The sequence below is a fragment of the Sphingomonas sp. PP-CC-1A-547 genome (genome assembly GCF_003610375.1).
Lineage (GTDB): Bacteria > Pseudomonadota > Alphaproteobacteria > Sphingomonadales > Sphingomonadaceae > Sphingomonas.
The window spans coordinates 1,011,854-1,037,651 of the sequence record NZ_RAPZ01000010.1; the positions used below are offsets into that span (position 1 = coordinate 1,011,854).

Sequence of the window (25,798 nt, forward strand, 5' to 3'; positions counted from 1 at the left end):
CGTGCGGGGCATGCCCTTCGACTTCGCTCAGGGCGAACGGATGAAAGAAGACCTCCTCAACCTCCTCCAGACGCCTCAACGGCAGGGGTAGAGGTTCGCCAGGACGCGGGCGTAGCCGTCCTTGAGGGGGCGCTTCTGGTAGCTGGCGGGGAGTTCGTTCAGGCCGTCGAGCATGTCCATGATACCGACCGACTCGCCCTCTGGAACGCAGGCGATCGGCGGCTTGCCGGCGGCGGCGCGGGCGGCGCGTTCAGCCTTCAACTGATTGGTCGCCGCCTTGGCTTCGGCCTTCAGTGCGGGGAGGTCGGGGGACATCAGCGCCATCGGGCCCTGGTCGCGCAGCGCGTTGGCGCGGGCCAGGAAGGTGCCGACGGTCATTGCCGCGCTTGCCGGCATTGCCGCGCCGACCATCAGTAGCGCTGCGACTACAGCCTTGGAACGCGAATACGACATGGGCAGCCTTTCCGAGAAAAGACCGCCCATAGAGCTACTTAAGTGACTGTCCGGTGAACCGGATCACGCCCCCAAAGGGGTTGGCGTCCCGAAAGGTCCCGACGGACGGCGGGTCTTAGGGATCGACGTGCCCGCACGCGGGACGGTCGACGCCTTAGCACCCGGATCCGGACGATCGAGATCCTCGCCCGCGATCAGCTTCTTGATCTCGTCACCGGTCAGCGTCTCGAACTCGAGCAACGCGCCGGCCACGGTGTGAAGCTGGGCGACGTGATCACTCAGCACCTGCTTGGCGCGGTCGAGACCACCTTCGACGATCCGCTTGATCTCGTCGTCGATCAACTGCGCGGTCTGGTTCGACATGCGCGACGGACGGCTCGACGAGTAGCCGAGGAACGACTCGCCCTCGGGCTCCCCGTATTCCAGCGGTCCAACCTTGTCCGACATGCCCCAACGCGTGACCATGTCGCGTGCCAGACCCGTGGCGTACTGTATGTCGCCCGACGCGCCGGACGAGACCTTGTCGTAGCCGAAGATGACTTCCTCGGCGACACGGCCGCCCATCGAGACCGCGAGGTTCGCGTACATCTTGTCGCGGTGATAGCTGTACGAGTCGCGCTCGGGCAGACGCATCACCATACCCAGCGCACGACCGCGCGGGATGATCGTCGCCTTGTGGATCGGATCCGACGCAGCCTCGTGCATCGCGACGACGGCATGGCCGGCCTCGTGATACGCGGTCATCCGCTTCTCGTCGTCGGTCATGACCATGCTGCGACGCTCTGCGCCCATCATGACCTTGTCCTTGGCCTCCTCGAACTCGGCCATTGCCACCAGACGCTTGCCCTTGCGCGCCGCGTGCAGCGCCGCCTCGTTGACGAGGTTGGCAAGATCGGCACCCGAGAACCCGGGCGTACCGCGTGCGATAACGCGAGCGTCGACGTCAGGTGCGAGCGGCACCTTCTTCATGTGGACTTCGAGAATCTTGATGCGACCCTCGATATCCGGCCGCGGCACGGTGACCTGGCGATCGAAACGGCCCGGACGCAACAGAGCGGGATCGAGCACGTCAGGACGGTTGGTGGCGGCGATGATGATGATGCCTTCGTTCGCCTCGAAGCCGTCCATTTCGACCAGCAGCTGGTTCAGCGTCTGCTCGCGCTCGTCATTGCCGTTGCCGAGCCCAGCGCCACGATGGCGACCGACTGCGTCGATCTCGTCGATAAAGACGATGCACGGTGCGGACTTCTTGGCCTGCTCGAACATGTCACGGACGCGGCTCGCGCCGACGCCGACGAACATCTCGACGAAATCGGAACCCGAGATTGTGAAGAACGGCACGCCGGCTTCGCCTGCAATTGCGCGCGCGAGCAGCGTCTTGCCGGTACCGGGGGAGCCGACCAGCAGCGCGCCCTTGGGGATCTTGCCGCCGAGGCGGGCGAACTTGGTCGGGTCCTTAAGGAACTCGACGATTTCTTCCAGCTCTTCGCGAGCCTCGTCGATGCCGGCAACGTCCTGGAAGGTGACCTTGCCTTCCTTCTGCGTCAGCATCTTGGCGCGCGACTTCCCAAAACCCATCGCGCCGGAGCCCGAGTTTTTCTGCATCTGCTTCAGAACGAAGAACGCGATGCCGAGGAACAGCAGGAACGGCAGCGACTGATACAACAACAGCGCCAGCATCGACGGGCCCTCTTCGGGCTTCGCGCTGATCGAGACGCCCTTCTCGCGCAGCTTCGGCACGAGCGTCGAATCCGGAATCGGATACGACTTGAACTTCTCGCCCGAGGACAGCGTCCCCGAGATGATATCGCGCGAGATGTTGACGTCCTTGACGGTGCCCTCGTCGACCTTGTCGAGGAACGCCGAATACGCGATCGTGTTACCACCCGACGCCGCGGTACGGCCGTCGAACATGGTCACGAACAGCGCCAGCGCGAGGAGGATGCCGACCCAGATCAGCAAGCTCTTCATCCAAGGATTGCCGCCGCCGCCGTTTTCGGGACCGCCATTGCCGGGGCCGCCGTTTCCGGGGCCCTGGGGCTTCTGACCGCGGTTGTCGTTGTCGCTCATGGGTGCACGATACCTTTCACCGCACAAGATAAGCGTGCGCGGGTTAATGGCAATGGAACAACGCGCGACTTGCGTTGATCAGTGTGAACGGACGGGCGCGCTAAACGGTTCGGCGCGGTGGTGCCTCGCGGAAGCGCCAGACGTCGCCGCGAACGCTGGCGATGATCCCGGCTTGGGTGGTGCGCTTGCCGGTCATCAGCGAGTCGAGCAGGCTTTCGATGTTGGCGGCCTCGGTCCATTCGGGCGCGACGATGCCGGCGTCGGTGCGGACCGTGCCGATCGCGCGGCGCGCGAGGCGGCGGAGGATCTCGCGGGGAAGTTTCTCGACCGCGAGCTTCACTTCGCCGCCACCGACCTTGGCGCGTTCGGTCCAGATCCAGTCGACCATCGCGCGGACATCGGTGTCGGTCTCGGCAAGCGCCGCAGCGGCGCGCGCGAGATTGGGCGTGCCGAGCCATTCGTTCTGGTCGAGCAACCGACGGAAGCGGGTACGATCGTGGCGGTCGTCGTGGTTCGAGGGGTCGTCGAAGAACGGCACTTCGGCGCGGCGGACGATCGCGCGGAGTTCGGCGCGGCGCCAGTCGAGCAAGGGGCGGACGACCGTGACGCCGTGGACTTCGGTGCGGGCGCGGACACCGGCGAGGCCGGCTAGCCCTGACCCCCGGGCGGCGCGCATGAGGAAGGTTTCGGCCTGGTCGTCGGCGTGGTGGCCGGTGACGAGCGCCCCTGCCCCGATCACGCGGGCGTAGTCGGTGAGGAGGGCGTAGCGCGTGGTGCGCGCCTGCGCCTGGATGCTGGCACCGATGATCGGTTCGCTGGGGGCAAGCGTCGCGTGGGAGATGCCGAGCGTTGCGCAATGCGCCGCGACCATCGCGGATTCCTCCACCGCTTCGGGGCGAAGGCGGTGGTCGATACTGGCGACCGTGAAGCCGGGCGGCAGGGCTTCGTGCGCGAGGGTGAGCATCGCCATGCTGTCGGGGCCGCCGGAGACGGCGAACAGCGGGTTGGCGATGTCGCTTGCCAGGCGCGCGAAGTCGGCGGCGAAGCGGCGTCCTTCTTCGGTCATGCGGAGACAGTCCTGAAGGTTGAGCGGTCACCACCCCGGCGGAGGCCGGGGCCCAATTGGGGGACGGTGATGACTGAGTTCAGTCCGCCGTTACGACCACCTTGCCAGTTGGGCCCCGGCCTCCGCCGGGGGGGTGTTAGAGTGCGACGTGAGGTCACGGACAGGCAGGTACGCGTGCGCACTGGAAGATGCCTTACTTGCACTTCGCCGCGCTGCGCCCGGCGGCAACCTGCCCCTTCATCGCCGACGCCATCTTGGCGCCGTAGACGTCGTTCAGCTCGTCATACACCTTGCACGCGTCCGCCGGCTTGTTGAGCTTGGTCAACGCCTGGCCGAGATACAGCAGGCTGTCCGGCGCGCGCTCACCCTCGGGCATCTTCTTGTAATTATCGTAGAACGCCATCGATGCGAGGCTCGGCTTGCCCTCGTCGAGATACGACCGGCCGAGCAGGTTCTGTGCATAGCTGGCGCGCTTGCTCTTGGGGTATTCGGCGACGACCTTCTTCAGTTGCGCCTCGGCCTGCGGGTATTGCTTGGCGGCCCAGAGGCGGTAGCCGTACATATACTCGTCCTCCGCCGGATCGCCGGTCGACGGCTTCTCGACCGAAACCTTGGTCGGCGTCGCCGCGCCGGGCTTGCTCGCGGCTTCGGGGCGCGTGGTCGGGCGCGAGGGTCCGCTCGACTGATCATCGGATTCGATCGGACCACCAGCCCCCGCCCCCGTCGCGATCGGCGCGGGACCGGTCTCGAGCGTCTTCAACCGCGCGTCGTTCGAGCGGCGGTAATTGTCGAACGCGTCCTGCAACTGACGCGTGCGGTTCTGGTTCTGCTCGATCTGCTCGGTGAGCGAGGTCATCTGCTGTTCGAGCGACGTGACGCGCTGGTTCACGTCGGCGAGCGCGCTGGTCGCGGGCGAGCCTGGGCCCGGGCCCTGCTCGCTCTGTGGCGCGCGGACTTCGGGCTGGAGCATCTGGCCCGCACCACCCGGGAAGACCTTCCGCTGGACCGCGCGCATTTCGCTTTCGAGCTTGCCGACGCGGCCCTCGACATTTTGTGCCTGTACGGCAGCGGGCAACAGCGCCGCGAGGCAGACGCCGACCAGAATTGACTTACGCATGGGCCACACCCCCCGGTGGATTGGTTAATCGTCCGGGTATAGCTGCACTACCCATCCTGTCGCCAGCCTTAAGACCCTGGCGATGGTCGGCTGCAATCACGGATTGGGCGTTGCCGTAGCGGCGGGTGGTGGATTGGCGGCCGCGTCGAGGTTGGCGCGCTGCGTTTCGCTCAACGGACGACGCGGCGTGCGGGGGCGGTTGGCGGTGCGCGACCGCTCGGACGACCGCGTCGGCGTCGCTTCGGTCGCGGTCGGCGTGGCCTGAGGCTCGGGGGTGCCGGCGATCCGCGCGGCAATTGCCGGCGCACCCACGGACACATCCTTGATCGCGCGCTCACCCGTGCCGAGCGCAGGGGCAGCGGCGCCGTTGAGCGTCACCGCCAGCTTGTCGGCGCGACCGATGTTGATCTTCGGATCCTTGGCATCCTTCGGCACGTCGAACTTCTCGCCGGGCTTCATCGTACCGAGATACAGCGTCTTGTTGTCGGCGTCGTAGACGCGCATCCACACCTCGTCCGAGGCGGTCAGCGTGACCTGTCCGTTGGCCGGCGTGGCCGGCGCAGGGACCGGTTGCGCGGTCTGCGCGGCGGGGTTCGGCGCGGTCTCGGCGATCGGCGTCGTGGTCGAACCATTGCTCGATCCGCGGAACATGTCGGTGCCGTACCACAGCCCGACCAGCACCAGCACCGCGATCGCGATGCCCAGCGCGACGATCGCCAGCCCGCGCGAAGGCACACGCGACGGATCGGTCATCTCGTAGGGTTCGTATTCGGGCTTCTTGCTGCCGAGCTTCGCGACGTCGCTACGGACGATGTTGGCGATCTGCACCTCGTCGATGCCCATCGCGCGCGCATAGGCGCGGCTGAAACCGACTGCGTAGGTCGAGGACGGCAGCGTCGAATAATCGGACGCCTCGATCGCTTCGAGGTGGCGCAGCGGCACGCGGGTACGCGTCGCGATATCCGCGACGGTCAGACCCTGCGCCTCGCGCGCCTTGCGGAGAATGTCGCCAGCACGCTCTGGTTGAGCGGGTGCTGCGTTCTGGCCGGTTTCGACCTCGTCCATTCTTGTCTCCGAACACGGGTGCGTAGCGTTTCCCGCCATGTCACCCGTCTTTCAGAGGGCCCCAGCCGTGTCAACGCACCGCGCGTCTTAACCGCAGCTTTCCGCCGATCAGACGATTTCGACGCCGTTCTCGGTCGCCCAATTGGTCAGCGCACCGCGCATGTCGCGCGGCGGGTTGGCCAGCAGCCCTGTCATGTATGCGGTCAGCGCGGCGCGATCGAGCGAGCGCGTCATCGCCTTGATCGGGCCGACTGCGGCGGGGGTGATCGACAACCTCTCAATGCCGAGCCCGATCAGCGCCATCGCCTCCAGCGGGCGCCCGCCCATTTCGCCGCAGACCGCCAGATCGACGGAGGCGTCGCGGACCGGTGCGACCAGCCGCGCGATGAAGCGCAGGATCGACGGGCTGAGCCAGTCGTAGCGCTCGGCGAGCTTCGGATTGGCGCGATCGGCGGCGAACAGGAACTGCGTGAGATCGTTGGTGCCGATCGACAGGAACTCGATCTTCGGCAGCAGGATGTCGAGCATCTCGGCAAGCGCCGGCACCTCCAGCATCGCGCCGTAGCGGATCGCCAGCGGCATCTTCCGCCCGCGTCCTTCGAGCCAGGTCCGCTGCGCCTCGAACAGCGCGCGTGCCTCGTCGAACTCCCACGGCTCGCTGACCATCGGGAACATCACGTTGAGCGTGCGGCCGGCGGCGGCTTCGAGAAGAGCCCGCGCCTGCACCTTCATCAACCCGTCGCGCTCCAGGCCGAGGCGCAGCGCGCGCCAGCCCATCGCCGGGTTCTCTTCGTCCGAATCCTCCTTGTTGAGATACGGCAGCGCCTTGTCGCCACCGATATCGACGGTGCGGAAGATTACAGGGCGATCGCCGGCCGCATCGAGCACTTCGCGGTACAGCCGCTGCTGGCGCTCGCGCTGCGGTAGCGTGGCGGAGACGAGGAACTGGAACTCGGTACGGAACAGGCCGATTCCGTCCGCGCCGGTCACGTCGAGCGCGGCCACGTCGTCACGCAGGCCTGCGTTCACCATCAAGGTCAGGCGATGGCCATCCTTGGTGACCGGCGGGACGTCGCGCAGCGCCGCGAACGCCGCCTTGCGCTTCTGGCGCATCGCGAGGCGCGCCTCGAACGCTTCCTCCATTGCCGCCGAGGGCCGTGCGAAGACGTTGCTCTCGGCGCTGTCGAGCAACAGCATGTCGCCCTCTGCGACCAACCGGCGGATGTCGCGAACGCGGCCGAGCACGGGCACGCCCATCGCGCGCGCGACGATCGTGACGTGTGCGGTGAGCGAGCCTTCTTCAAGGATCACGCCCTTCAGCCGACGCTTGTCGTATTCGAGCAGTTCGGCGGGGCCGAGGTTGCGCGCGATCAGGATCGTGTCCTGGCGAAGACCCATCTGCGCGGCGGTACCCATCTGGCCCGAGACGATCCGCAGTAGCCGGTTCGACAGGTCTTCGAGATCGTGCATCCGGTCGGCAAGCAACGGATCGTCGATCTGGCGCATCCGCTGGCGGGTGCGTTGCTGAACGCGCTCAATCGCCGCTTCCGCGGTGAGGCCGGAGTCGATCGCCTCGTTGATGCGCCGCGCCCAGCCCTCGTCATACGCGAACATCTTGTAGGTCTGGAGCACCTCGACATGCTCGCCGCCGACGCCGAACTCGGCCTCGCGCGTCATCCGGTCGATGCCTTCGCGCATCTTGTCGAACGCCGCGTAGACGCGGTGGCGCTCGGCGTCGGTATCCTCGGCGACGGTATGCTCGATGTGGATACGCGGCTGGTGATAGACCGCGAAGCCCGCGCCCATGCCGTCGACGAGCTTCTGGCCGGGGATGCGCATCGCCGCGGTCGACTGCGGCCGATCCGCGCCGCCGCCGGTGGTGTCGATCAGCCCTGCGTTGGCGATCAGTTCGGAGAGCACCATCGCGACCGTCTGCAACGCCTCGATCTCGACGTCCGCATATTTGCGACGATCGGTGTGCTGGACGGCCAGGACGCCGACGGAACGCTCGCGGCGGATGATCGGCACGCCGGCGAAACTGTGGAAGCGATCCTCGCCGGTCTCGGGCTTGTAGGCGAAATCGGGGTGGCTGGCGGCTTCGTCGAGGTTGAGCACTTCGACATCCTCGGCGATCGTGCCGACGAGACCTTCGCCGAGTGCAAGCTTGGTGACGTGGACCGCCGCCTGATCGAGGCCGCGGGTCGCGAACAGTTCGAGCACGCCCTCGCGCAAGAGGTAGATCGAGCAGACCTCGCTGTCGATCGCGGTGGCGATGATGCCGACGACGGCGTTCAGCTTGGCTTGCGCGGACGTGCGCGACGCCATCACGTCGTGAAGGCTGGTGAGGATTTCGCGGGCGGAGGCGGCGGCCGAAAGGGGCATTCGCGTTGGCTATCAGATGAAACGCTTGGGTGCCACGCAACAAAAGCAGTGTTGGGGTGAAGTTCGATCGATCTGAAGGTGTGGATCCTTACAAGTGTTTGTTGATTCTGGTTTCTCCCCTCCCTGGAAGGGAGGGGTTGGGGGTGGGTCGGCTCGTTTGAGCCGTCACGGTCTCGGTATGTGGAAGCCGACCCACCCCCTGCCCCTCCCTTCCAGGGAGGGGTGAGAAGTCAGGTGTCGAACAGGCCGTCCTGGCTGCCGGCTGGTGGGTTCAGACCCAGGTGTTTCCAGCCGCCTGCATTCAGGAACCGACCGCGAGCAGTGCGCGCAATCAGACCCAACTGGATCAGATATGGCTCGATCACTTCCTCGATCGTGTCGCGCGGTTCGCTGAGGCCCGCCGCCAACGTCTCCACGCCGACCGGGCCGCCGCGGTAGATGTCGGCGATCATCATCAGATACCGCCGATCCATCGCGTCGAGCCCGAGCGAATCGACTTCAAGCCGGTTGAGCGCCGCATCCGCCGCCCGCGCGTCGACCGTCTCGTGCCCTGCGACATTCGCGAAATCGCGCACCCTTCGCAGCAACCGTCCGGCAATACGTGGCGTCCCCCGCGCACGCCGCGCGATCTCCATCGCGCCGTCCTTGGCGATGCCAAGCCCAAGCAGTCCCGCCGCTCGCGTGACGACGCGCTCCAGTTCCTCGACCGTATAGAATTGCAACCGCACCGGGATGCCGAAGCGATCCCTCAACGGCGTCGTCAACAACCCCTGCCGCGTGGTCGCGCCGATCAGCGTAAACCGCGGCAGGTCGATGCGTACCGACCTCGCACTTGGCCCCTCGCCGATCATCAGGTCGAGCGCACGGTCCTCCATCGCCGGGTAGAGCACCTCCTCGACCGCGGGCTGCAACCGGTGGATCTCGTCGATGAACAGCACGTCGCCGTCCTCGAGATTGGTCAACAACGCGGCGAGATCGCCCGACTTGGCGATCACCGGGCCTGAGGTGGCGCGGAACCCGACCCCCATCTCGCGCGCGACGATCTGCGCGAGCGTCGTCTTGCCGAGCCCCGGCGGACCGAAGAACAGCACATGATCCAGGGCATCGCCACGCGATTTCGCCGCCTGGATGAAGATGCGCAGGTTCTCGCGTGCCGCCTTCTGCCCGACGAATTCGTCGAGAGTCTTCGGGCGCAGCGCGGCGTCAACGTCTTCGGGACGCTTGGCGGCAGTCAGGATGCGGTCTGTATCGGTCACACCCTGCGATAGCGCGCTCGCGGTGAAGGGGGCAAGGCGGCTATGGGTGTGGGATGACCAACGAGACCTCGCAACCCGATTTGTATCTGCTGGGCGGAGTCTCGCCCGCGTTGGAGGCTACGCTCGCCGAGCGCTTCACGTTGTACCGCAACGATCCGCCGGCGACGACGCGGGCGATCGTCGGGGGTGGGAGCAGCGTGGTCGATGCGGCACTCCTGGACCGCCTGCCTGCGCTGGAGATCGTCGCGATCCACGGCGTCGGCTATGACGGAGTCGACCTTGCCGCAGCCAAGGCGCGCGGCATCGCGGTGACGACGACGCCTGACGTGCTGACCGACGACGTCGCGGACCTTGCGATCGGGCTGATGTTGGCGGTGCAGCGGCGGATCGTCGCGAATGACCGTGCCGTGCGGGACGGCGGGTGGCAGGTCGATCTTGCGCGCCGGGCGAGCGGGCGGCGGATCGGGATCTTCGGACTGGGGCGGATCGGTAGAGCCATCGGCAAGCGTGCTGCGCCGTTTGCGAATGAACTCTATTATACGGCTCGCTCCGCCAAGCCGAATTTCGAAGGCATGTTTCATGCCGACATCGTTTCGCTTGCGGCAGCGTGCGACGTGCTGATCATCGCAGCACCTGGGGGCGAGGCGACGTCGCATATCGTGGATGCGGGTGTCCTCGGGGCGCTTGGCGAGGACGGTATCCTCGTCAATATCGCTCGGGGTAGTCTGGTGGACGAACCGGCGCTGGTGGCGGCGCTTCAGGACGGGACGATCGCCGGGGCGGGGCTCGATGTGTTCGCTGACGAACCTGCGGTTCCCGACGCGCTCAAGGCGATGGATCGGGTGGTACTGTCACCGCATCAGGGTAGCGCGACCGTCGACGGGCGGGCGGCGATGGGGGCGTTGGTGGTTGCGAACCTCGACGCGCATTTCGGGGGGAAAGCGCTGCTCACCCCGCTTTGAACCGAGCTGGATAGCAATCCTCCCCCGCCAGGGGGAGGTGGCACCGCAGGTGACGGAGGGGGAGGACACGCAACAAACGTGTCGCGTGCCTCCCCCTCCGTCTGGCAAGCGCCAGCCACCTCCCCCTTGCGGGGGAGGATCGTTAGATACGCGACCTGCAATTTGCGCCGACGCTAAGACTTCGACGCCTTGCGCAACGCCAGCCGAACCAGCGCATCGAGCGAGGCCCCCGGTCCCAGTTCCTCGTCCGCCGCCGCCACCGCGACGCTCGCCTCGTTCGGGCGGAACCCGAGGTTGAGTAGCGCCGACACAGCATCCGCGGACGCGCCGGGCGCAGCGTTAACCACCGCCGGCCCGAGCCCAAGCGCGATGCCGCCGACCTTGTCCTTCAGTTCCATCACGATCCGCTGGGCAAGCTTCGGCCCCACGCCGTTGGCGCGCGCGACCATCGCCTTGTCGCCACTCGCGATCGCACGGCTCAGGTCGACGGGCTCCAGCGCCGACAGGATCGCGAGCGCCACGCGGGCGCCAACTCCCTGCACGCCCGTCAGCAACCGGAACCAATCGCGCTCGTCTGCGCTGGAGAAGCCGACCAGCCGCTGAAAATCCTCGCCTACCAGCAGTTCGGTGAACACCGTACACGCCTCGCCGATCGGCCCGAGCGCCGACAGCGTGCGCGCCGATGCGCCGACCAGATAGCCGACGCCGCCGACGTCTATCACGGCATGGTCGATGCCGGTCGAGTCCAGCCGTCCTTTGAGATGCACGATCATTGGAACAGGCGGTAGAACATCGGCGGCGCGGCGTCATCCCGTCAAAATACCCGCTTCCCGGCTCGATCGCCCCGCGCGCAGGTCAGGCATTTGGTTGCGGACGACCCTGCTCGCCCGTCGGACGGTTCTGAACGGGCGCAGCGGCCTTCGCGGCTTCGTGCAGCGCCTGGGTCGGCGCGCCGATCACCATCGCGCGGGCACGCAGGCTGGCGCGCAGGAATACGGTGTCGGACGCGATGAAGCGGCGGGGGGTCGTGCCGAGGAACGTGCCGGCATCACGCAGGAAATGCGAGGCGTCGAAATAGCTGCTGTCGATCTTCGAATAGTCCGCCATGCCGTCCGTCCGGATCAGGCTGATGAACGAGCGCAGGAACCGCGCGCGCCTCAGCAACAGCTTTGGCGGCATGCCGAAATGGCGCGTCGCCATGCGACGCAGTTCATGCGTCGGGATGTCGAGGCGGTCGGCGACGTCCTTCATCTCGATCACGCCGTCGGTGACGGTCAACGCAGTGAACGCGCGGATCAAATCCTCGCGCGGATGCGGACGGGTGAAAAACGCAGCGAACACCGCATCGAGCAACGGCTTGATCATCGTGTCGTCGTCGAGCGCGTCGAGCCCTTCGACCAGCCGCGCGGAAAGGTCCGATCCCAGCGCCGAACCGAGCGGCACGACGCGGTTGTGGAATTCGCCCGCCGACCGCGCGGTGAGCCGCGACCAGCCGAGCGCGCTGAGGCCGATGCCCACGGCGATCCCTCCACGCGTCTCGGTCCGGAAGGCGCGGCTGGTCGGGCCGTAGAAACTTGCGCGGTCGAGCGGGCCGAAGCGGTGGTTGCCGACCGACACGGTCAGCGGCCCGGCGTCGACAAGCACCGAGATCATCGCCGGCGCCGGCAGATACCAGTTGAGCATCGGCGTGCGGTCGTTCGAGGCGTAGATCGCGTACCCCGTCAAATACTCGGACAGCGCGGGATCGGGCAGGTCGTACCGCATCGTCATGCCCGCGGGCATCGCGAACGCCGAGGCCGGAACATTGTTGCTGTTCGTCCCACCTCGTACGTGTTCGACAAGCATCGCGCCGCCCTTAATCTAAATTAAAAAATCACGGGCGGCGCTGCCACAGCAATGCAGGCTTGGCTATCAAAACTTGATTGAGGTGTAATTATAGCGCTCAGGCGCTGATCTCATTCAAAATGAACCAAGTTTTGTCCGAGCGGATATTGGCTAGGGTTGATATTTGTGATGCGGCTAGCCGTGGCGCACGTCTTCGGATGCTACACCGGGACGGCGTTACCTCGCGTTGGTCGGATCGCCGGAGAGATCAGGCGCCTACGCCGCTGCGTCGTGCCAGGGCGGCGGCGCTGGCAACGTGATGCGCATGCGTGATCGCGACGGCCAGCGCATCGGCCGCATCGGGTCCGGCGAGTTTCGCGCCAGGGAGCAGCACGGCCATCATCGCCTGGATCTGCTTCTTGTCCGCGCCGCCGGTGCCGACGACGCCTTTCTTGACGGTCGACGGGTGGTATTCGCCGATATGCAGCCCCGCCCCTGCCGCGGCGAGCAGGACGACGCCGCGCGCTTGGCCGAGTTTCAGCGTCGATTGCGCATTGGTATTGCCGAGCACTTCCTCGACCGCCGCGCCGTCGGGGCGCTCGGTGCGGATGACGTCGATCAGCGCGTTGTAGAGCGCGGTGAGGCGGCGGGGGAGCGCCATCGACGGGTCGGTCTTGATCTGGCCGTTGGCGATATGGCTCAGCCGGTTGCCGTCGGCGCGGATGACGCCCCAGCCGGTGGTGCCGAGGCCGGGGTCTAGTCCGAGGATAATCATGGGAAGGAAGAAGGTTGGTTCACGCGGAGACGCGGAGACGCGGAGAGGGTGCGTTCCTGGCGATCGTCTCGCGTTAGCGGGACTTTCAATTCTCCGGGCCGGCCGACAGAAATGAGGCCGCTGGCGCGGAGGACGTCGCCGCGAAGCACAACTCTCCGCGTCTCCGCGTCTCCGCGTGAACCCACCTTCTTCATCTCAGCCGAGCGATTCCATGATCTCGTCGGAGATCTCGTAATTGCCCCACACCGTCTGCACGTCGTCGTCGTCGTCGAGCGCGTCGATCAGCTTGAAGAGCGTCGCCGCATCGTCTGCACCGACTGCGACCATGACTTGCGGACGCCAGGCGAGCTTGGCGCCTTCGGCCTCGCCGAGCTTTGCTTCCAACGCCTTGGCCACCTCGTGCAGGTCGCCCTGCGCGGTCCAGACCTCATGGCCGTCCTCGCTCGACGTGACGTCCTCGGCGCCCGCTTCGAGCGCGGCTTCGAACACCGTGTCGGCATCGCCCGCGCTCGCCGGATACGAGATCAGCCCGACGCGGTCGAATGCGTGGCTGACCGAACCGCCCGCCCCGAGGTTGCCGCCGTTCTTGCCGACCGCGACGCGGACGTTGGTCGCGGTGCGGTTGCGGTTGTCGGTCAGCGCCTCGATGATCAGCGACACGCCGCCGGGGCCGAAACCCTCGTAGCGGATTTCCTCGTAGTTCTCGGCATCGCCGCGGCTCGCCTTGTCGATCGAGCGCTGGATGTTTTCCTTCGGCAGCGACGCCGCCTTGGCCGCGTTGACCGCCGCGCGAAGGCGCGGGTTCATGTCGACGTCGGGCAGGCCCATCTTGGCCGCGACCGTGATCTCTCGGCTGAGCTTGCTGAACGCGGACGAGCGCTTCTTGTCCTGCGCGCCCTTGCGGTACATGATATTCTTGTATTTGGAATGGCCTGCCATCGGTGCCTCTTTAGCTGATGGCCCCGCTCTTAGGCGTCAGGCGCGGATTTCGCCAGACCGTCGGTTCCCAAGCCCGCAAGGGCGTCGATCTTCGCTTCGATCGCGTCGAGCCGGGCGAGCACGAGATGATCGATCTTGTGATGCACGCGCAGGATGTCGAGTTCGGCGCGGAGATTGGTCTCGTAGTCGAGGCTGGCGGCTAGGCGATCCTTCGCCGATTGCCGGTTCTGGCTCATCATGATCACCGGCGCCTGGATCGCCGCGACGGTCGACAGCAGCAGGTTGAGGAAGATGTAGGGATACGGATCGAACGCGCGCCCGAAATGCGCGAGGATGTCCGAATTCAGCAGCATCCAGCCGATCAGCACTGTGCTGAACGCGATGATGAACCCCCACGACCCACCGATCGCCGCCACCCGGTCCGACAGCCGCTCGCCGAAGGTCGACCGCTCGTCCGAGACGTCGGCAGCATCGCGACTGACCGTCGTCCCGGCCTCGATGCCGGCGAGGACGCGGCGTTCCTCGTCGTCGAGGTCGCCCGGCGCCTTGCCGAGCAGTCGCTGCGAGAGATCGGCGAGCAGGGATTGTTTCGTGGCCATGAGTCGCGCCCTAGCCGGGAATGCGGATTATGCCAGCGCAAAGCCGGGCTTGCGACGGAAGCGACAAAGACTCCTTGCTCCCATGCGCCCGCACCTGCCAAACGCGCGGCATGACGGTTAGCGTGAATATGGGCACCGACGGCAATGGTACTGCCGTCGGCGTCGACCTGGAGGAACTACTCGCCACCCGCCTGTTGGTGCAGGGCAATTCGGGCTCGGGAAAATCGCATCTGCTGCGCCGGCTACTCGAGCGATCGGCGGGGCATGTCCAGCAGATCGTGATCGATCCGGAGGGCGATTTCGTGACGCTGGCCGGGCCGCATGGTCATGTCGTGATCGAAGCCGGCGACTATAGCGAACGCGAGATCGCGCGCATCGCGACGCGGTTGCGCGAACATCGGACGTCCGCGGTGCTCAGCCTCGAAGGACTCGAGGTCGAGGGCCAGATGCGGTGCGCCGCGTCGTTCCTCTCCGCGCTGTTCGATGCGCCGCGCGAGCATTGGTATCCGGTACTGGTGGTGGTCGACGAAGCGCAAATGTTCGCGCCGGTGACGGGCGGCGAGGTCTCGGAAGAGGTCCGCCGTGCCTCTTTGGCGGCGATGACGAACCTGATGTGCCGTGGGCGTAAGCGCGGCCTCGCCGGGGTGATCGCGACGCAGCGTCTGGCGAAGCTTGCGAAGAACGTCGCCGCGGAGGCGTCGAACTTCCTGATGGGCCGTACCTTCCTCGACATCGACATGGCGCGCGCCGCCGACCTGCTCGGCATGGAGCGACGCCAGGCCGAAGCGATTCGCGATCTCCAGCGCGGCACGTTCATGGCGCTCGGGCCAGCAGTGTCGCGGCGGCCGATCACCGTGAAGATCGGCGACGTCGCGACGTCCGCGCGCAGCGGCAGCCCCAAGCTCACCCCCCTCCCCAGCGCCGCGCCGATGGACCTGCAGGACCTGCTGTCCGAGCCGGTGGTCGACGCGCCCGAACTCGGCCTGATGTTCGATTCGCGCCCGCGTCGCGTGCCGGCTGAGGAACTGCTCGACGGCATCGCCCGCCCGCCCGAGCCACGCACCGCGGCTCCGCCGCCGCCCGAGAAAACTGACGACGAGGTCGAGGCGGTCTACGCCGACGTCTTCCGCGCGATCGTCGAGGATCCGGAGTCGACGCTGCGGCCGCCGTCGGTGCTGTTTCAGGATTTCCAGGTGCGCTGCCGGATGGGTGGCCTCGCCAAGCCGCCGCTCGATTTACCCGGTTTCGTCCGGCGTCTCAGTTGCGCCCGCGCCGGCATCTTCGACATGACCGACGAGGCGTGGACGGCGGCGCTCGACGTAGCGAGCGGGCTGCCCGACGACATGCTGGGCGCGTTCCTTTTGGTGGCGCGCGCGGCACGTGAAGGCGAGCCCTGCCCGTCTGACGCGCGCATCGCAGCGACGTATGGTACGAGTTCGCTTGGCCGTGTGAAGCGCCTGATCGGCTATATAGAGAGCCGCGAACTGATCGTGTGCCGCACCGATCTTGCCGGCAAACGCTCGATCACGATCCCAGGGCTGGGCTGGACGACGCTGCCGGCGGAGGCGGCTTAGGTCGTCATCCGCGGATCGGGGTGAACTGCAACGATACGAACTGCCAGTCGCCCTTGATCCGTCGCGCGACGAAACCGGCCCGCAGCGCGCGCGTCTGCATCTGGCCGTCCTTGCCGGGCATGGTGTAGGCGATCCGCATCGTGACAACACCGATCGTGCCGGCGGGCCGCGCGACGGTTTCGGTAATCGTCATCGGCGGTGCGGCTGATTTTTTGTCGGCTGCGTAGAACCCGATCACGCGCTCGCGGGAATCGACCTCACCGACGGGCGATACTTCCTGGTATTCGGGCGCCATCATCGCGATCATCGCCGCCTGATCGAACTGGTTGCGGACCCGGACGAACGCCTCGGCACGCTGACCGAGTTTTTGGATGTCGACCTCAACCGATTGCGCCGCGGCAGGAACACTAACCAATGATGCCGCCGCAATCCCCAGAAATACCCGCATTCTTGCCCCCCCGATGCAATGTTGCATAACGGCAATACACCTAAGCTTCAGGTGCAGCAATGACGCTGCCGGTTGCCGAACCTAGAATGCGGACGCGATGGCGAGAGCTGCGATGACGCCGACTTGTACCATCGCGATGAGCTGGAGCCGACCGACGAATGGTTGCTTCCGTGTCTTGTGCCGGTAGCGATTACGCGCCCAGAACGCGCCCGGGCTGCCGCCAAGTGCCGCGAACCAGAGCAAGCGGGATTCAGGAATGCGCCACGCGCCAGTCGATGATCGCCGCTTGTCGAGCGCGAACGCGGCGACCGTGATGACGTTGACCAGCACCAGCAAGAAGACGCCCGTGACGACAGCAAGCGCAATATTCGGCGCGGTCAACGGTCCTCGCAACGGATCCGCATTTTAACCATGCGGACCTCTGCACGCTCGCCCGCATTCGCGCGCATCTTGACCATGTGATCTTTCACACCAATCTGGAATTCCGCCGGCCCGGTGACAGTGCATACCATCCCGTTGGCGACGCTGGCACACGCATCGACATATTGGCGTGCGTTAGTGATGACCGAGTCTTCAGCCGGACCGAGCCCCATCGAAACATAGCTCGATCCACCGAACAGCGCGGTACCCAGGCCACCGAGCGTCTTCAGCTCCCATGCGGCGTGGCCGTCGGACGGTTTCGCCGTCTTCATACCGAGCTCGGTCGCGATCCGCTGGCAGAAGCTGGCGTTGGCCGCCCCCTCATCCGACTGGGCGGGGGCGGCCATAGTGGCCAGCGCAAGGGCGGCGAGAAAAGGGATGGTCATAGCCGGACACTAATCCGCAACCGATGACAGTTCTGTTAAACACGTCACAACCGACGCGTTTGGCCGTCTCACCGCCCTGGCGAAACTCAGATCATCCCCAACGCCTGGAGATACACTTCGAGGATCGCTTCCTCCTCCTGATATTCTTCCTTCTTCTTCTTCCGGATCGACAGGATCTTACGGATCGCCTTTGGGTCGTAACCGCGGCCCTTGGCTTCCGCCATCACGTCCTTGATGTCGTCCGAGATACCCTTCTTCTCTTCTTCGAGACGCTCGGCGCGCTCGATCAGCAGGCGCAGTTCGTCCGCTGCGACCGCGCCGCCGCCCATGCCGTGTTGCCGTTCGTCAGACATCGAAAATTCCCCACTCGCCAGCGCCCACGCGCCGGTCAAAAGCCAATCAAGATACAAGCCCGCACCGGTGATCGCCGTCCGGAGACGTCCTGAATCATGCCGAATTGGGTGCGGGCCTGCGTCTAGGCGTTTACCGTGTTCGGCTCAAGCGACCCTGCGGGGGATCGTCGCGAATCAATTGCAGCCGTTCTCAAATCACCGCGTTCTTCGCGACGCTCGCCTTCATCCGTTCGAGCTGCTCGGGCGTCGCGTCGCCCTGATGGTGCGCCTTCCACTCCGCATACGGCATCCCGTACACAGTCTCGCGTGCGGCATCCTTCGTCATGCCGCTTGCTTCCTCGACCCAGTCCGACAGGCAGTTGCGGCAGAAACCGGCGAGCCCCATCAGGTCGACGTTCTGCGCGTCCTCGCGGTGGCGGAGATGACGGATCAGGCGGCGAAAGGCCTGTGCCGCTACGGCATCGTCCAAAGTATCGAGGCGATCGGGGTTCATTACTATGCTCCGTGGTTGATCCCGCGGAGATAGGGTTTAAGGCCCGTCGCGGCAAAGACCTCCCCCAGGAAACGCCGAGGAAGACGCACCGCATGACCAAGGCCATCGCACCCCGTTCGCGCAAAGTCCGCATTCTAGCGACGCTCGGCCCTGCCAGCAGCACGCCCGAGATGATCGCGACCCTCTTCCGTACCGGCGCGGACGCATTCCGCATTAACATGAGTCACGGCGACCAGCAGTCGAAGATCGCCGTGATCCAGGCGATTCGCGCGCTGGAGAAGGAATATGGTCGTCCGTCGACCATCCTCGCCGATCTTCAGGGACCGAAGCTGCGCGTCGGCAAGTTCGACGGCGGCCGCACGGTGCTCGAAACCGGCTCGACCTTCGTGCTCGATCGCGACCCGACGCCGGGCGATGCGACGCGCGTCGAACTGCCGCACGACGAGATCTTCGCGGCGATCGAGCCGGGCGCGCGCCTGCTTCTCGACGACGGTAAGCTCGTGCTGCGCGTCGTGTCGCACAGCCCGCGCGAGATCACGACTCGCGTCGAGGTCGGCGGCGCGTTGTCGAACAGCAAGGGTCTCAACGTCCCCGACGTCGTGCTGCCGATGGCGGCGCTGACCGAGAAGGACCGCAGCGATCTCGACTTCGCGGTCGACCAGGGCGTCGACTGGATCGCACTGTCGTTCGTCCAGCGCCCGGAAGATCTTTGGGAAGCGCGCAAACTGATCGGCGGCAAGGCGGCGCTGATGGCGAAGATCGAGAAGCCCGCGGCGATCGAGCGGCTGGAGGAGATCGTCGAGGCCTGCGACGGGGTGATGGTCGCGCGCGGCGATCTGGGCGTCGAGCTGCCGCCGCAGCAAGTGCCGCCACTGCAGAAGCGCATCGTCGAAGTGTCGCGCCGGATGGGCCGCCCGGTGGTGGTCGCGACGCAGATGCTCGAATCGATGATTACGTCGCCTTCGCCGACGCGCGCGGAAGTGTCCGACGTCGCGACCGCGGTGTATGACGGCGCGGATGCGATCATGCTGTCGGCGGAGAGCGCGGCGGGCGCGTGGCCGGTCGAATCGGTGGCGATGATGGACGCGATCGGCGTGTCGGTCGAGGGAGATCCCGAGCACGGCGACCGGATGCACTTCACTGTGATGAAGCCCGATCCGACCACCGCGGATGCGCTCGCCGAGGCGGCGAAGAACATCGCCGCGACGGTGTCCGCGGTGGCGATCATCTGCTTCACCACCTCGGGCTCGACCGCGCGTCGCATTGCGCGCGAGCGGCCTTCGGTGCCGTTGCTGGTGCTGACGCCCAGCCACGAGACCGCGCGGCGGCTTGGGCTGCTGTGGGGGACGCATGCTGTCCATACGCGCGACGTGGAGTCGTTCGAGGACATGGTGGCGAAGTCGAAGCGGATGGCTTTGCGGCACGGGATGGCCAAGGCTGGGGATCGGGTGATCGTGCTGGCGGGCGTGCCGTTCCGGACGCCTGGGTCGACCAACGTGCTGCATGTGGTGCGGATCGTCGGGGATGAGCTGAAGGGGCATCATTCGCAGGTTTGAGTTTTTTGGGGGGGGGAGCTGGCGAAGGGCGCTTGCTCGTCGCTGCCGCGCACTACGTCTGCCCTCAAGGCTGGGGAGAGCCCACCCAAGTTGTTCCCCGCGAAGGCTGGGGGCCAGGATACCAAGCGCCACGGTATTCAACTGTTGCCCCGCGTCCGCGGGGGAACGGCCTCGTTGGAATGCGCGCTACGGCCGCGAGAATGTCCCGCGCAAACCGGAACAGCAACCAGCCCCCTTCCCCGTCATGCCGGGCTCGTTCCGGCATCCACCGTTCCGCATACTCGCAGCCCGTGGAGTATGCGGGCCGGTGGGCCCCGGCCTCCGCCGGGGTGACGAGATGGGGTTGAACTGCGTTTTGCATACCGCCTGCTCAGATCGAGCCCCGTTGACCGGGGAGCGCCACCTTTATCCAACCAAGCCACCACCCCGGCGAAGGCCGGGGCCCAATTGGGGAACGGTAACGGTGAAGCTCTCACTGCGTTACGACGACCTTTCCAATTGGGCCCCGGCCTTCGCCGGGGTGGAGCTGTGGGGCGGGTGTACGAGCTAATCTAGGCTAGCGCTCCGCGCCTGAATACGCGATGCCGCGCAGACGGACCGCGCGGGAGGGCGAACGCAATGACATTACGCGAGAAGATCGGTTGGGGCGCACTCGCCTTGCTCGCAGCCTGCGCGCTGGCGGTCGTCGCGTTCGAGCGTGGCGAGCATGTCAACGCGCTGTGGATCGTGACCGCCGCCGTGTCGGTGCAGCTGATCGCGTACCGGTTCTACGCGCGGTACATTGCACGACATGTGATGCAGCTCGATCCGTCGCGGCCTACCCCGGCGCTGCGCCGAGCCGACGGCCTCGATTACGTCGCGACGGATCGCAATGTCCTGTTCGGCCACCATTTCGCCGCGATCGCTGGTGCCGGACCGCTGGTCGGGCCGGTGCTCGCTGCGCAGATGGGCTATCTTCCCGGCACGCTATGGATCCTCGCCGGCGTCGTCCTCGCGGGCGCGGTGCAGGACTTCATGATCCTGTTCATCTCGATGCGGCGCGACGGGCGCTCGCTCGGCGAGCTGATCCGCATGGAGATGGGTGCGGTTCCCGGCGTGATCGCGCTGATCGGTGCGTTCGCGATCATGGTCATCATCCTGGCCGTGCTCGCGCTGATCGTGGTGCGCGCGCTCGCGGGCAGCCCGTGGGGGCTGTTCACCGTCGCCGCGACGATCCCGCTCGCGTTCCTGATGGGCATCTACACCCGCTGGATCCGCCCCGGGAAGGTCGGCGAAGTCTCCGTTCTCGGCGTGATCGGGCTGCTCGCTGCGATCGTCTATGGCGGCACGGTTGCCGCCTCGCCGACGCTCGCGCCGCTGTTCACGCTGACGCCGGTGCAGCTCTGCGTGCTGATGGTCGGCTACGGCGCGGTCGCCTCCGTCCTGCCCGTATGGCTGCTGCTCGCGCCGCGCGATTATTTGTCGACCTTCCTCAAGATCGGCGCGATCGTCGCGCTCGCGATCGGCATCGCGGTCGTCGCGCCGCCGCTGCGGATGCCTGCGCTCACGCCGTTCATCGACGGCTCCGGCCCGGTCTGGTCGGGCGGGCTCTTCCCGTTCCTGTTCATCACGATCGCGTGCGGCGCGGTGTCGGGCTTCCACGCGCTCATCGCCAGCGGCACGACGCCGAAGCTGATCGCCAGCGAAGGCGACGCGCAGTTCATCGGTTATGGCGCGATGCTGATGGAGAGCTTCGTCGCGATCATGGCGCTGGTCGGCGCGTCGATCCTCGATCCCGGCGTGTATTTCGCGATGAACAGCCCGGCGGCGGTGGTCGGGACCGACTTCGCCTCCGCGGCGACCGCAGTGACGGCGATGGGCTTCCCGATCACGCCGGAGCTGCTCGCCCAGACCGCGAAGGACGTCGGCGAGACCACGATCGTCTCGCGCACGGGCGGCGCGCCGACGCTGGCGGTGGCGATGTCGGAGATCTTCAGCCACCTCGTCGGTGGGCAGGCGATGAAGGCGTTCTGGTATCACTTCGCGATCCTGTTCGAGGCGCTGTTCATCCTCACTGCGGTCGATGCGGGGACGCGCGCCGGGCGGTTCATGCTGCAGGATCTGATCGGGCTCGCGGTGCCGTCATTCCGTAATGCCTCGGCGATCGTGCCCGGGCTGATTGCGACCGCGCTCTGCGTGATCGCCTGGGGGTTCTTCCTGTACCAAGGCGTTACCGACCCCTTGGGCGGGGTGAACACGCTGTGGCCGCTGTTCGGCATCTCGAACCAGATGCTCGCGGCAGTCGCACTGGTGCTGGCGACGGTCGTGCTGTTCCGGATGAAGCGCCAGCGTTACGCGTGGGTGACGATTCTGCCCGCCGCGTGGCTGTGCCTGTGCACGATCACCGCCGGACTAATGAAGCTGTTCGCGAGCGACCCCAAGGTCGGCTTCCTCGCGCATGCGTCGAAGTTCGCGGACGCGGCGACGCGCGGGGAACTGCTCGCGCCGGCCAAGACGATGGCGGAAATGCAGCGGATCGTGCTCAACGACCGGATCGACGCCGGGCTATGCGCGCTGTTCCTGGCGGTGGTGCTGTCGATCGTGTTCTTTGGCATCCGCACGTGTCTGGCGGCGCTGAGGATCGACCGGCCGACTGTCACCGAAGTCCCGCCGCAGCTGGTGGCCGCGGAATGATCCGCGCGCTGTATGCGAAGGCCCGCGAGACCGCGCTGCTGATGGTCGGCGTGCCGTCCTACGCGGCCTATCTCCAGCACATGGCCGAGCGGCATCCCGATCACGCGCCGATGGACGAACGCGCGTTCTTCCGCGATCGGCAAGAGGCGCGGTACGGCAGCAAGGGCGGAGGGCGGTGCTGTTGACCAAGACGAATACTACGGTCGCGCGATTGCGGGCCGCGACGGCGGCCGATCATGATGCGGTCGATGCGGGGTTCGGGCGCTACGACCTGACCAATGCGGGCGATTACCACGCGTTTCTGATCGCACATGCCAAGGCGTTGCCCGCGGTGGAAGCGTGGCTGCGTGATATCCCCGGCTTGCCTGCGTTTCGCGATCGGTTGGACCTGCTCGCTGCCGATCTCAAGGCGCTGGGCGAGCCGATGCCGGCGCCGATGACGTTCGAGGCAATAGCAAGCGTGGCAGCCGGATGGGGTGCGATGTACGTGGTCGAGGGCTCGAGACTCGGCGGCATCATGCTGTCGCGGTCGGTGCCCGAGGGTATGCCATCGGCGTATCTCGGCGCGAAGCACCTGCCCGGCGAGTGGCGCGAACTGCTCGCGGCGATCGATGCGCAGCCCGCCGACGAAGCGTGGATTGCCGATGCGATCGCCGGTGCGAAGGCCGCGTTCGATCTGTACGGACGCGCGCCGGAGGCTTGATCCGTCCCCGGCGCGGTTCTGTCAGCGCAAGAGCTTCGGCGCTTCCTTGCGGATCATGTCCTGTACCTTGCTCGCGAACAGGCCGAGGATGCCGGGCAGGTCGACGACCGCGTGGACGTTCGTCTCGAACACGGTGACCGCGCTCGCGATCGTCTGGCCCATTGCCTGGACGGTGAAATGCAACGTGTCGCCATCCCAGCGCTGCTCAGTCACCGACCCGCCGGGGATCTTGTCGCTGATCTTGCCGATCCCCCCGTCGAGCCGCGCGCGGACCGCAGTCTTGCCGAGCTGGTGAGGGACGTCGACGGTGATGGGAGTGCCCATGTCTATTCCTTAAGTCGCGAAAATCATGTCGTCGTTGGCGAACGCCTTGAACTCGAGTGCGTTGCCGCTGGGATCGAGAAAGAACATCGTCGCCTGCTCGCCGGGCTCGCCCTTGAAGCGGATGTAAGGCGCTATCCCGAACTTAACGCCGGCGGCGGTGACGCGTTCGGACAGCGCGGTCCAGTCGTCCATCGTCAGGACGACGCCGAAATGGGGGACCGGGACGGCATGGCCATCGACCGCGTTCTCGACCGCGACGGGTTTGGCGGCGGGGTCGAGGTGCGCGACGATTTGGTGGCCGAACAGGTCGAAGTCGATCCAGTGGTCGCTGGAGCGCCCTTCGCGGCAGCCGAGGGTGGCGCCGTAGAAGGTGCGGGCTGCGTCGAGGTCGTGGACCGGGAAGGCCAGGTGGAAGGGGCGTAGGATCATTGGAAGAAGATAGGTTGGGCAATCCGGTTCGTCACCCTTGGGTTTTTTGCGCTTCGCCTGCGGTACGTGGGACAGCCCTTCCTTGTTCTCCCGCGAAGGCGGGAGCCCAGTCTGGGCTCCCGCCTTCGCGGGAGAACAAGCTTTGGGCGGGCGCCCTCCCCCTCACACTGCACCACCCCGGCGAAGGCCGGGGCCCAATTGGGGGACGTTGCTAACGGAGGGTAGCGCTTCGTTACGACCACCTTTCCAATTGGGCCCCGGCCTTCGCCGGGGTGGTTCTAGATGCCGTGAGGCGCTCCTCATCCCCCCGCCCCATCACACCGAAAACATTGCCCACCCCCTTCCGCCACGCCATAGCGCGAGCGTGAACCGTTACCCTGCCCTCGCCTGCCTCGTCCTCGGCGCGCTTGCCGCGACCGGGTTCGCTCCGCTCGATCTCTGGCCGCTGACGCTCGTCGCGTTCGCGCTGTGGATGAAGCTCGTCCATGACGCGCCGACCCTGCGCGGGGCGCTGTGGCGCGGGTGGGTGTTCGGGGTTGGGCATTTTACCGTGAACAACAACTGGTTCCAGCATGCGTTCGACTTCCAGGACGCGATGCCGCCGGTGCTCGGGTACTTCGCGGCGGTCGGTCTCGCGCTGTATCTGGCGGTGTTCCCGATGCTTGCAGGAGGCTTGGCTTGGCGGATCGCACGACAGCCCGGCACCCCCGATGCGACGTTCGTGTTCGTCTTCGCCGCGGCCTGGATCGCGACCGAGTGGCTGCGCGCGACGCTGTTCACCGGCTATGCGTGGGATCCGCTGAGCGTCGTCTGGCTCCCCGCGATCGGCGTCGCGCGGCTATCCGCGTGGATCGGGACCTACGCCCTTTCGGGGGTGACGATCCTCGCCGCGGGCGCGCTGCTGATGCTCGCGGTACGCCGTTGGACACTGCCAGCCGTCGCGCTTCCAGCGCTCGGTCTCGCAGCACTGTCCGCACTCTGGACGAATGTACCGCCGCCCGCTCCCGGCACGCCTCTGGTCCGCGTGGTCCAACCCGACATCGGCCAGGAAGACCGCAGCGAGACTGACGGCGAGCGCGTTCTGTCCGCGCTGGAGAAGCTGTCCGGCCATGGCGGCTCAACCCCGCGCCTGGTCGTCTGGCCAGAGGGCGTCGTTCGTGACTATGTCGAGGATGGCTACCCCTTCTACGCCTATGGCTGGTCGAGCCCGCTCTACCTCCGCCGCCGCATGGCGCGTCTGCTGGGCCCCGAGGACATTCTGCTGATCGGCGGCACCGCGCTCGAGTTCAACGCCAGGGATCAGATCTCAGGCGCGGCCAATTCGGTATTCGCGCTCGATGCGCAGGCTCGGTTGCGCGGCCGTTACGACAAGGCGCACCTCGTGCCGTACGGCGAATATCTGCCGATGCCGTGGCTGCTGAAGCCGCTCGGGCTCGCGCGGCTCGTGCCCGGCGATATCGACTTCACCTCGGGCAAGGGCCCTGCGAACCTTACGCTGCCGGGCTTCGGTTCGATCGGGATGCAGATCTGCTACGAGATCATCTTCTCGGGCGAGGTCGTGGATCGCGCGCATCGTCCGCGCATCCTGTTCAATCCGTCCAACGATGCGTGGTTCGGCAGATGGGGTCCGCCGCAGCATCTGGCTCAGGCCCGGATGCGCGCGATCGAGGAAGGGTTGCCGATCCTTCGCGCCACGCCGACCGGTATTTCGGCGATCATCGCTGCCGATGGTCGCCTCGTCGCGACCGTCCCGCACGAGACCGCCGGTGCCATTGAACAACCGATGCCGTCCGCGCTGCCTCCCACGCTGTTCTCGCGCGTCGGCAACGCGATGGCGGCGATCGTTGCCGCGCTGATGCTCGCAAGCGCGGTTGCCCTGCGCCGTCGCCAGCGCTAGGGTCATATAAAGCTTTCCTTATATGACGCTCGCT

General features: G+C 66.4%; 26 protein-coding genes. 7 read left to right on the top strand and 19 right to left on the bottom strand.

The window, feature by feature from the left end; all coding sequences use genetic code 11:
• Positions 1–75: 75 nt before the first annotated feature.
• The 7 genes from C8J39_RS05325 to ruvB form a co-directional block, all read right to left on the bottom strand.
• Entirely contained in the window at positions 76–453 is a 378-nt protein-coding gene (locus C8J39_RS05325; RefSeq protein ID WP_235518258.1) for a hypothetical protein, read from the bottom strand.
• A gap of 63 nt (positions 454–516) precedes the next feature.
• Positions 517–2,550, bottom strand: coding sequence for an ATP-dependent zinc metalloprotease FtsH (ftsH, locus tag C8J39_RS05330; protein WP_404969310.1), 2,034 nt, complete (start codon positions 2,548–2,550; stop codon positions 517–519).
• A gap of 73 nt (positions 2,551–2,623) precedes the next feature.
• Entirely contained in the window at positions 2,624–3,589 is a 966-nt protein-coding gene (gene tilS, locus C8J39_RS05335) for a tRNA lysidine(34) synthetase TilS (RefSeq protein WP_120299513.1), read from the bottom strand.
• 193 nt (positions 3,590–3,782) lie between these two features.
• Positions 3,783–4,706 (bottom strand): tetratricopeptide repeat protein, encoded by a 924-nt coding sequence (locus C8J39_RS05340; RefSeq protein WP_120299514.1) that lies wholly within the window; start codon positions 4,704–4,706, stop codon positions 3,783–3,785.
• A 96-nt stretch (positions 4,707–4,802) separates the two neighbouring features.
• Positions 4,803–5,771 (bottom strand): helix-turn-helix domain-containing protein, encoded by a 969-nt coding sequence (locus tag C8J39_RS05345; RefSeq protein ID WP_120299515.1) that lies wholly within the window; start codon positions 5,769–5,771, stop codon positions 4,803–4,805.
• Between the two features lie 108 nt (positions 5,772–5,879).
• Positions 5,880–8,153, bottom strand: coding sequence for a phosphoenolpyruvate--protein phosphotransferase (gene ptsP, locus C8J39_RS05350; RefSeq protein ID WP_120299516.1), 2,274 nt, complete (start codon positions 8,151–8,153; stop codon positions 5,880–5,882).
• Between the two features lie 230 nt (positions 8,154–8,383).
• The gene (gene ruvB, locus C8J39_RS05355; protein ID WP_120299517.1) at positions 8,384–9,409 is read right to left on the bottom strand and encodes a Holliday junction branch migration DNA helicase RuvB; all 1,026 of its coding nucleotides are present in this window, start codon (positions 9,407–9,409) and stop codon (positions 8,384–8,386) included.
• A gap of 53 nt (positions 9,410–9,462) precedes the next feature.
• Between ruvB and C8J39_RS05360 the strand changes: the two genes are divergently transcribed.
• Positions 9,463–10,371 carry a 2-hydroxyacid dehydrogenase gene (locus C8J39_RS05360; RefSeq protein ID WP_120299518.1) on the top strand — a complete coding sequence of 303 codons (909 nt, stop codon included), beginning with the start codon at positions 9,463–9,465 and terminating at the stop codon, positions 10,369–10,371.
• Between the two features lie 173 nt (positions 10,372–10,544).
• On the opposite strand, the gene ruvA is transcribed toward C8J39_RS05360, so the two are convergent.
• The 5 genes from ruvA to C8J39_RS05385 form a co-directional block, all read right to left on the bottom strand.
• A complete protein-coding gene (gene ruvA, locus C8J39_RS05365) occupies positions 10,545–11,144 on the bottom strand; it encodes a Holliday junction branch migration protein RuvA (RefSeq protein WP_107963179.1) in 600 nt (199 codons plus the stop codon).
• Between the two features lie 82 nt (positions 11,145–11,226).
• A complete protein-coding gene (locus C8J39_RS05370) occupies positions 11,227–12,216 on the bottom strand; it encodes a hypothetical protein (RefSeq protein ID WP_120299519.1) in 990 nt (329 codons plus the stop codon).
• Positions 12,217–12,463: 247 nt separating this feature from the next.
• The gene (ruvC, locus tag C8J39_RS05375) at positions 12,464–12,970 is read right to left on the bottom strand and encodes a crossover junction endodeoxyribonuclease RuvC (RefSeq protein WP_056484899.1); all 507 of its coding nucleotides are present in this window, start codon (positions 12,968–12,970) and stop codon (positions 12,464–12,466) included.
• A 195-nt stretch (positions 12,971–13,165) separates the two neighbouring features.
• Positions 13,166–13,909: a YebC/PmpR family DNA-binding transcriptional regulator gene (locus C8J39_RS05380; protein WP_056477859.1), complete on the bottom strand. Its 744-nt coding sequence runs from the start codon at positions 13,907–13,909 to the stop codon at positions 13,166–13,168.
• Between the two features lie 29 nt (positions 13,910–13,938).
• Entirely contained in the window at positions 13,939–14,508 is a 570-nt protein-coding gene (locus tag C8J39_RS05385) for a DUF1003 domain-containing protein (protein WP_120299520.1), read from the bottom strand.
• 110 nt (positions 14,509–14,618) lie between these two features.
• Between C8J39_RS05385 and C8J39_RS05390 the strand changes: the two genes are divergently transcribed.
• A complete protein-coding gene (locus C8J39_RS05390) occupies positions 14,619–16,082 on the top strand; it encodes an ATP-binding protein (protein ID WP_056061281.1) in 1,464 nt (487 codons plus the stop codon).
• Positions 16,083–16,086: 4 nt separating this feature from the next.
• On the opposite strand, the gene C8J39_RS05395 is transcribed toward C8J39_RS05390, so the two are convergent.
• The 5 genes from C8J39_RS05395 to C8J39_RS05415 all read right to left on the bottom strand — a co-directional run bounded on the left by C8J39_RS05395 (position 16,087) and on the right by C8J39_RS05415 (position 18,182).
• On the bottom strand, positions 16,087–16,530 hold the full coding sequence (locus C8J39_RS05395; RefSeq protein WP_165895134.1) for a nuclear transport factor 2 family protein: 444 nt from the start codon (positions 16,528–16,530) through the stop codon (positions 16,087–16,089).
• Positions 16,531–16,611: 81 nt separating this feature from the next.
• Positions 16,612–16,911: a DUF1294 domain-containing protein gene (locus C8J39_RS05400; RefSeq protein WP_243649732.1), complete on the bottom strand. Its 300-nt coding sequence runs from the start codon at positions 16,909–16,911 to the stop codon at positions 16,612–16,614.
• Entirely contained in the window at positions 16,908–17,336 is a 429-nt protein-coding gene (locus tag C8J39_RS05405) for a hypothetical protein (protein WP_120299522.1), read from the bottom strand. Before C8J39_RS05405 ends, C8J39_RS05400 begins: the two co-directional genes overlap by 4 nt.
• 86 nt (positions 17,337–17,422) lie before the next feature.
• Positions 17,423–17,665 (bottom strand): DUF2312 domain-containing protein, encoded by a 243-nt coding sequence (locus tag C8J39_RS05410; RefSeq protein WP_197942503.1) that lies wholly within the window; start codon positions 17,663–17,665, stop codon positions 17,423–17,425.
• 214 nt (positions 17,666–17,879) lie between these two features.
• Positions 17,880–18,182: a DUF1244 domain-containing protein gene (locus C8J39_RS05415; RefSeq protein ID WP_120299523.1), complete on the bottom strand. Its 303-nt coding sequence runs from the start codon at positions 18,180–18,182 to the stop codon at positions 17,880–17,882.
• Between the two features lie 92 nt (positions 18,183–18,274).
• Here C8J39_RS05415 and pyk point away from each other — a divergent pair, with 92 nt between their 5' ends.
• The 4 genes from pyk to C8J39_RS05435 all read left to right on the top strand — a co-directional run bounded on the left by pyk (position 18,275) and on the right by C8J39_RS05435 (position 23,114).
• The gene (gene pyk / locus C8J39_RS05420; RefSeq protein WP_120299524.1) at positions 18,275–19,738 is read left to right on the top strand and encodes a pyruvate kinase; all 1,464 of its coding nucleotides are present in this window, start codon (positions 18,275–18,277) and stop codon (positions 19,736–19,738) included.
• Positions 19,739–20,356: 618 nt separating this feature from the next.
• The gene (locus C8J39_RS05425; RefSeq protein ID WP_120299525.1) at positions 20,357–22,411 is read left to right on the top strand and encodes a carbon starvation CstA family protein; all 2,055 of its coding nucleotides are present in this window, start codon (positions 20,357–20,359) and stop codon (positions 22,409–22,411) included.
• Complete coding sequence (locus tag C8J39_RS05430) at positions 22,408–22,596, top strand: YbdD/YjiX family protein (RefSeq protein ID WP_120299526.1); 189 nt, start codon at positions 22,408–22,410, stop codon at positions 22,594–22,596. The genes C8J39_RS05425 and C8J39_RS05430 overlap by 4 nt, the downstream gene beginning before the upstream one ends.
• Entirely contained in the window at positions 22,593–23,114 is a 522-nt protein-coding gene (locus tag C8J39_RS05435) for a biliverdin-producing heme oxygenase (RefSeq protein WP_120299752.1), read from the top strand. The genes C8J39_RS05430 and C8J39_RS05435 overlap by 4 nt, the downstream gene beginning before the upstream one ends.
• A gap of 21 nt (positions 23,115–23,135) precedes the next feature.
• On the opposite strand, the gene C8J39_RS05440 is transcribed toward C8J39_RS05435, so the two are convergent.
• Both C8J39_RS05440 and C8J39_RS05445 read right to left on the bottom strand, forming a co-directional pair.
• Complete coding sequence (locus C8J39_RS05440; RefSeq protein WP_120299527.1) at positions 23,136–23,438, bottom strand: polyhydroxyalkanoic acid system family protein; 303 nt, start codon at positions 23,436–23,438, stop codon at positions 23,136–23,138.
• A gap of 9 nt (positions 23,439–23,447) precedes the next feature.
• Positions 23,448–23,867 carry a VOC family protein gene (locus tag C8J39_RS05445; protein ID WP_183037929.1) on the bottom strand — a complete coding sequence of 140 codons (420 nt, stop codon included), beginning with the start codon at positions 23,865–23,867 and terminating at the stop codon, positions 23,448–23,450.
• Positions 23,868–24,231: 364 nt separating this feature from the next.
• On the opposite strand from C8J39_RS05445, the gene lnt reads away from it, so the two are divergent.
• Positions 24,232–25,764: an apolipoprotein N-acyltransferase gene (lnt, locus tag C8J39_RS05450; protein ID WP_120299528.1), complete on the top strand. Its 1,533-nt coding sequence runs from the start codon at positions 24,232–24,234 to the stop codon at positions 25,762–25,764.
• The last annotated feature ends 34 nt before the right edge of the window (positions 25,765–25,798 follow it).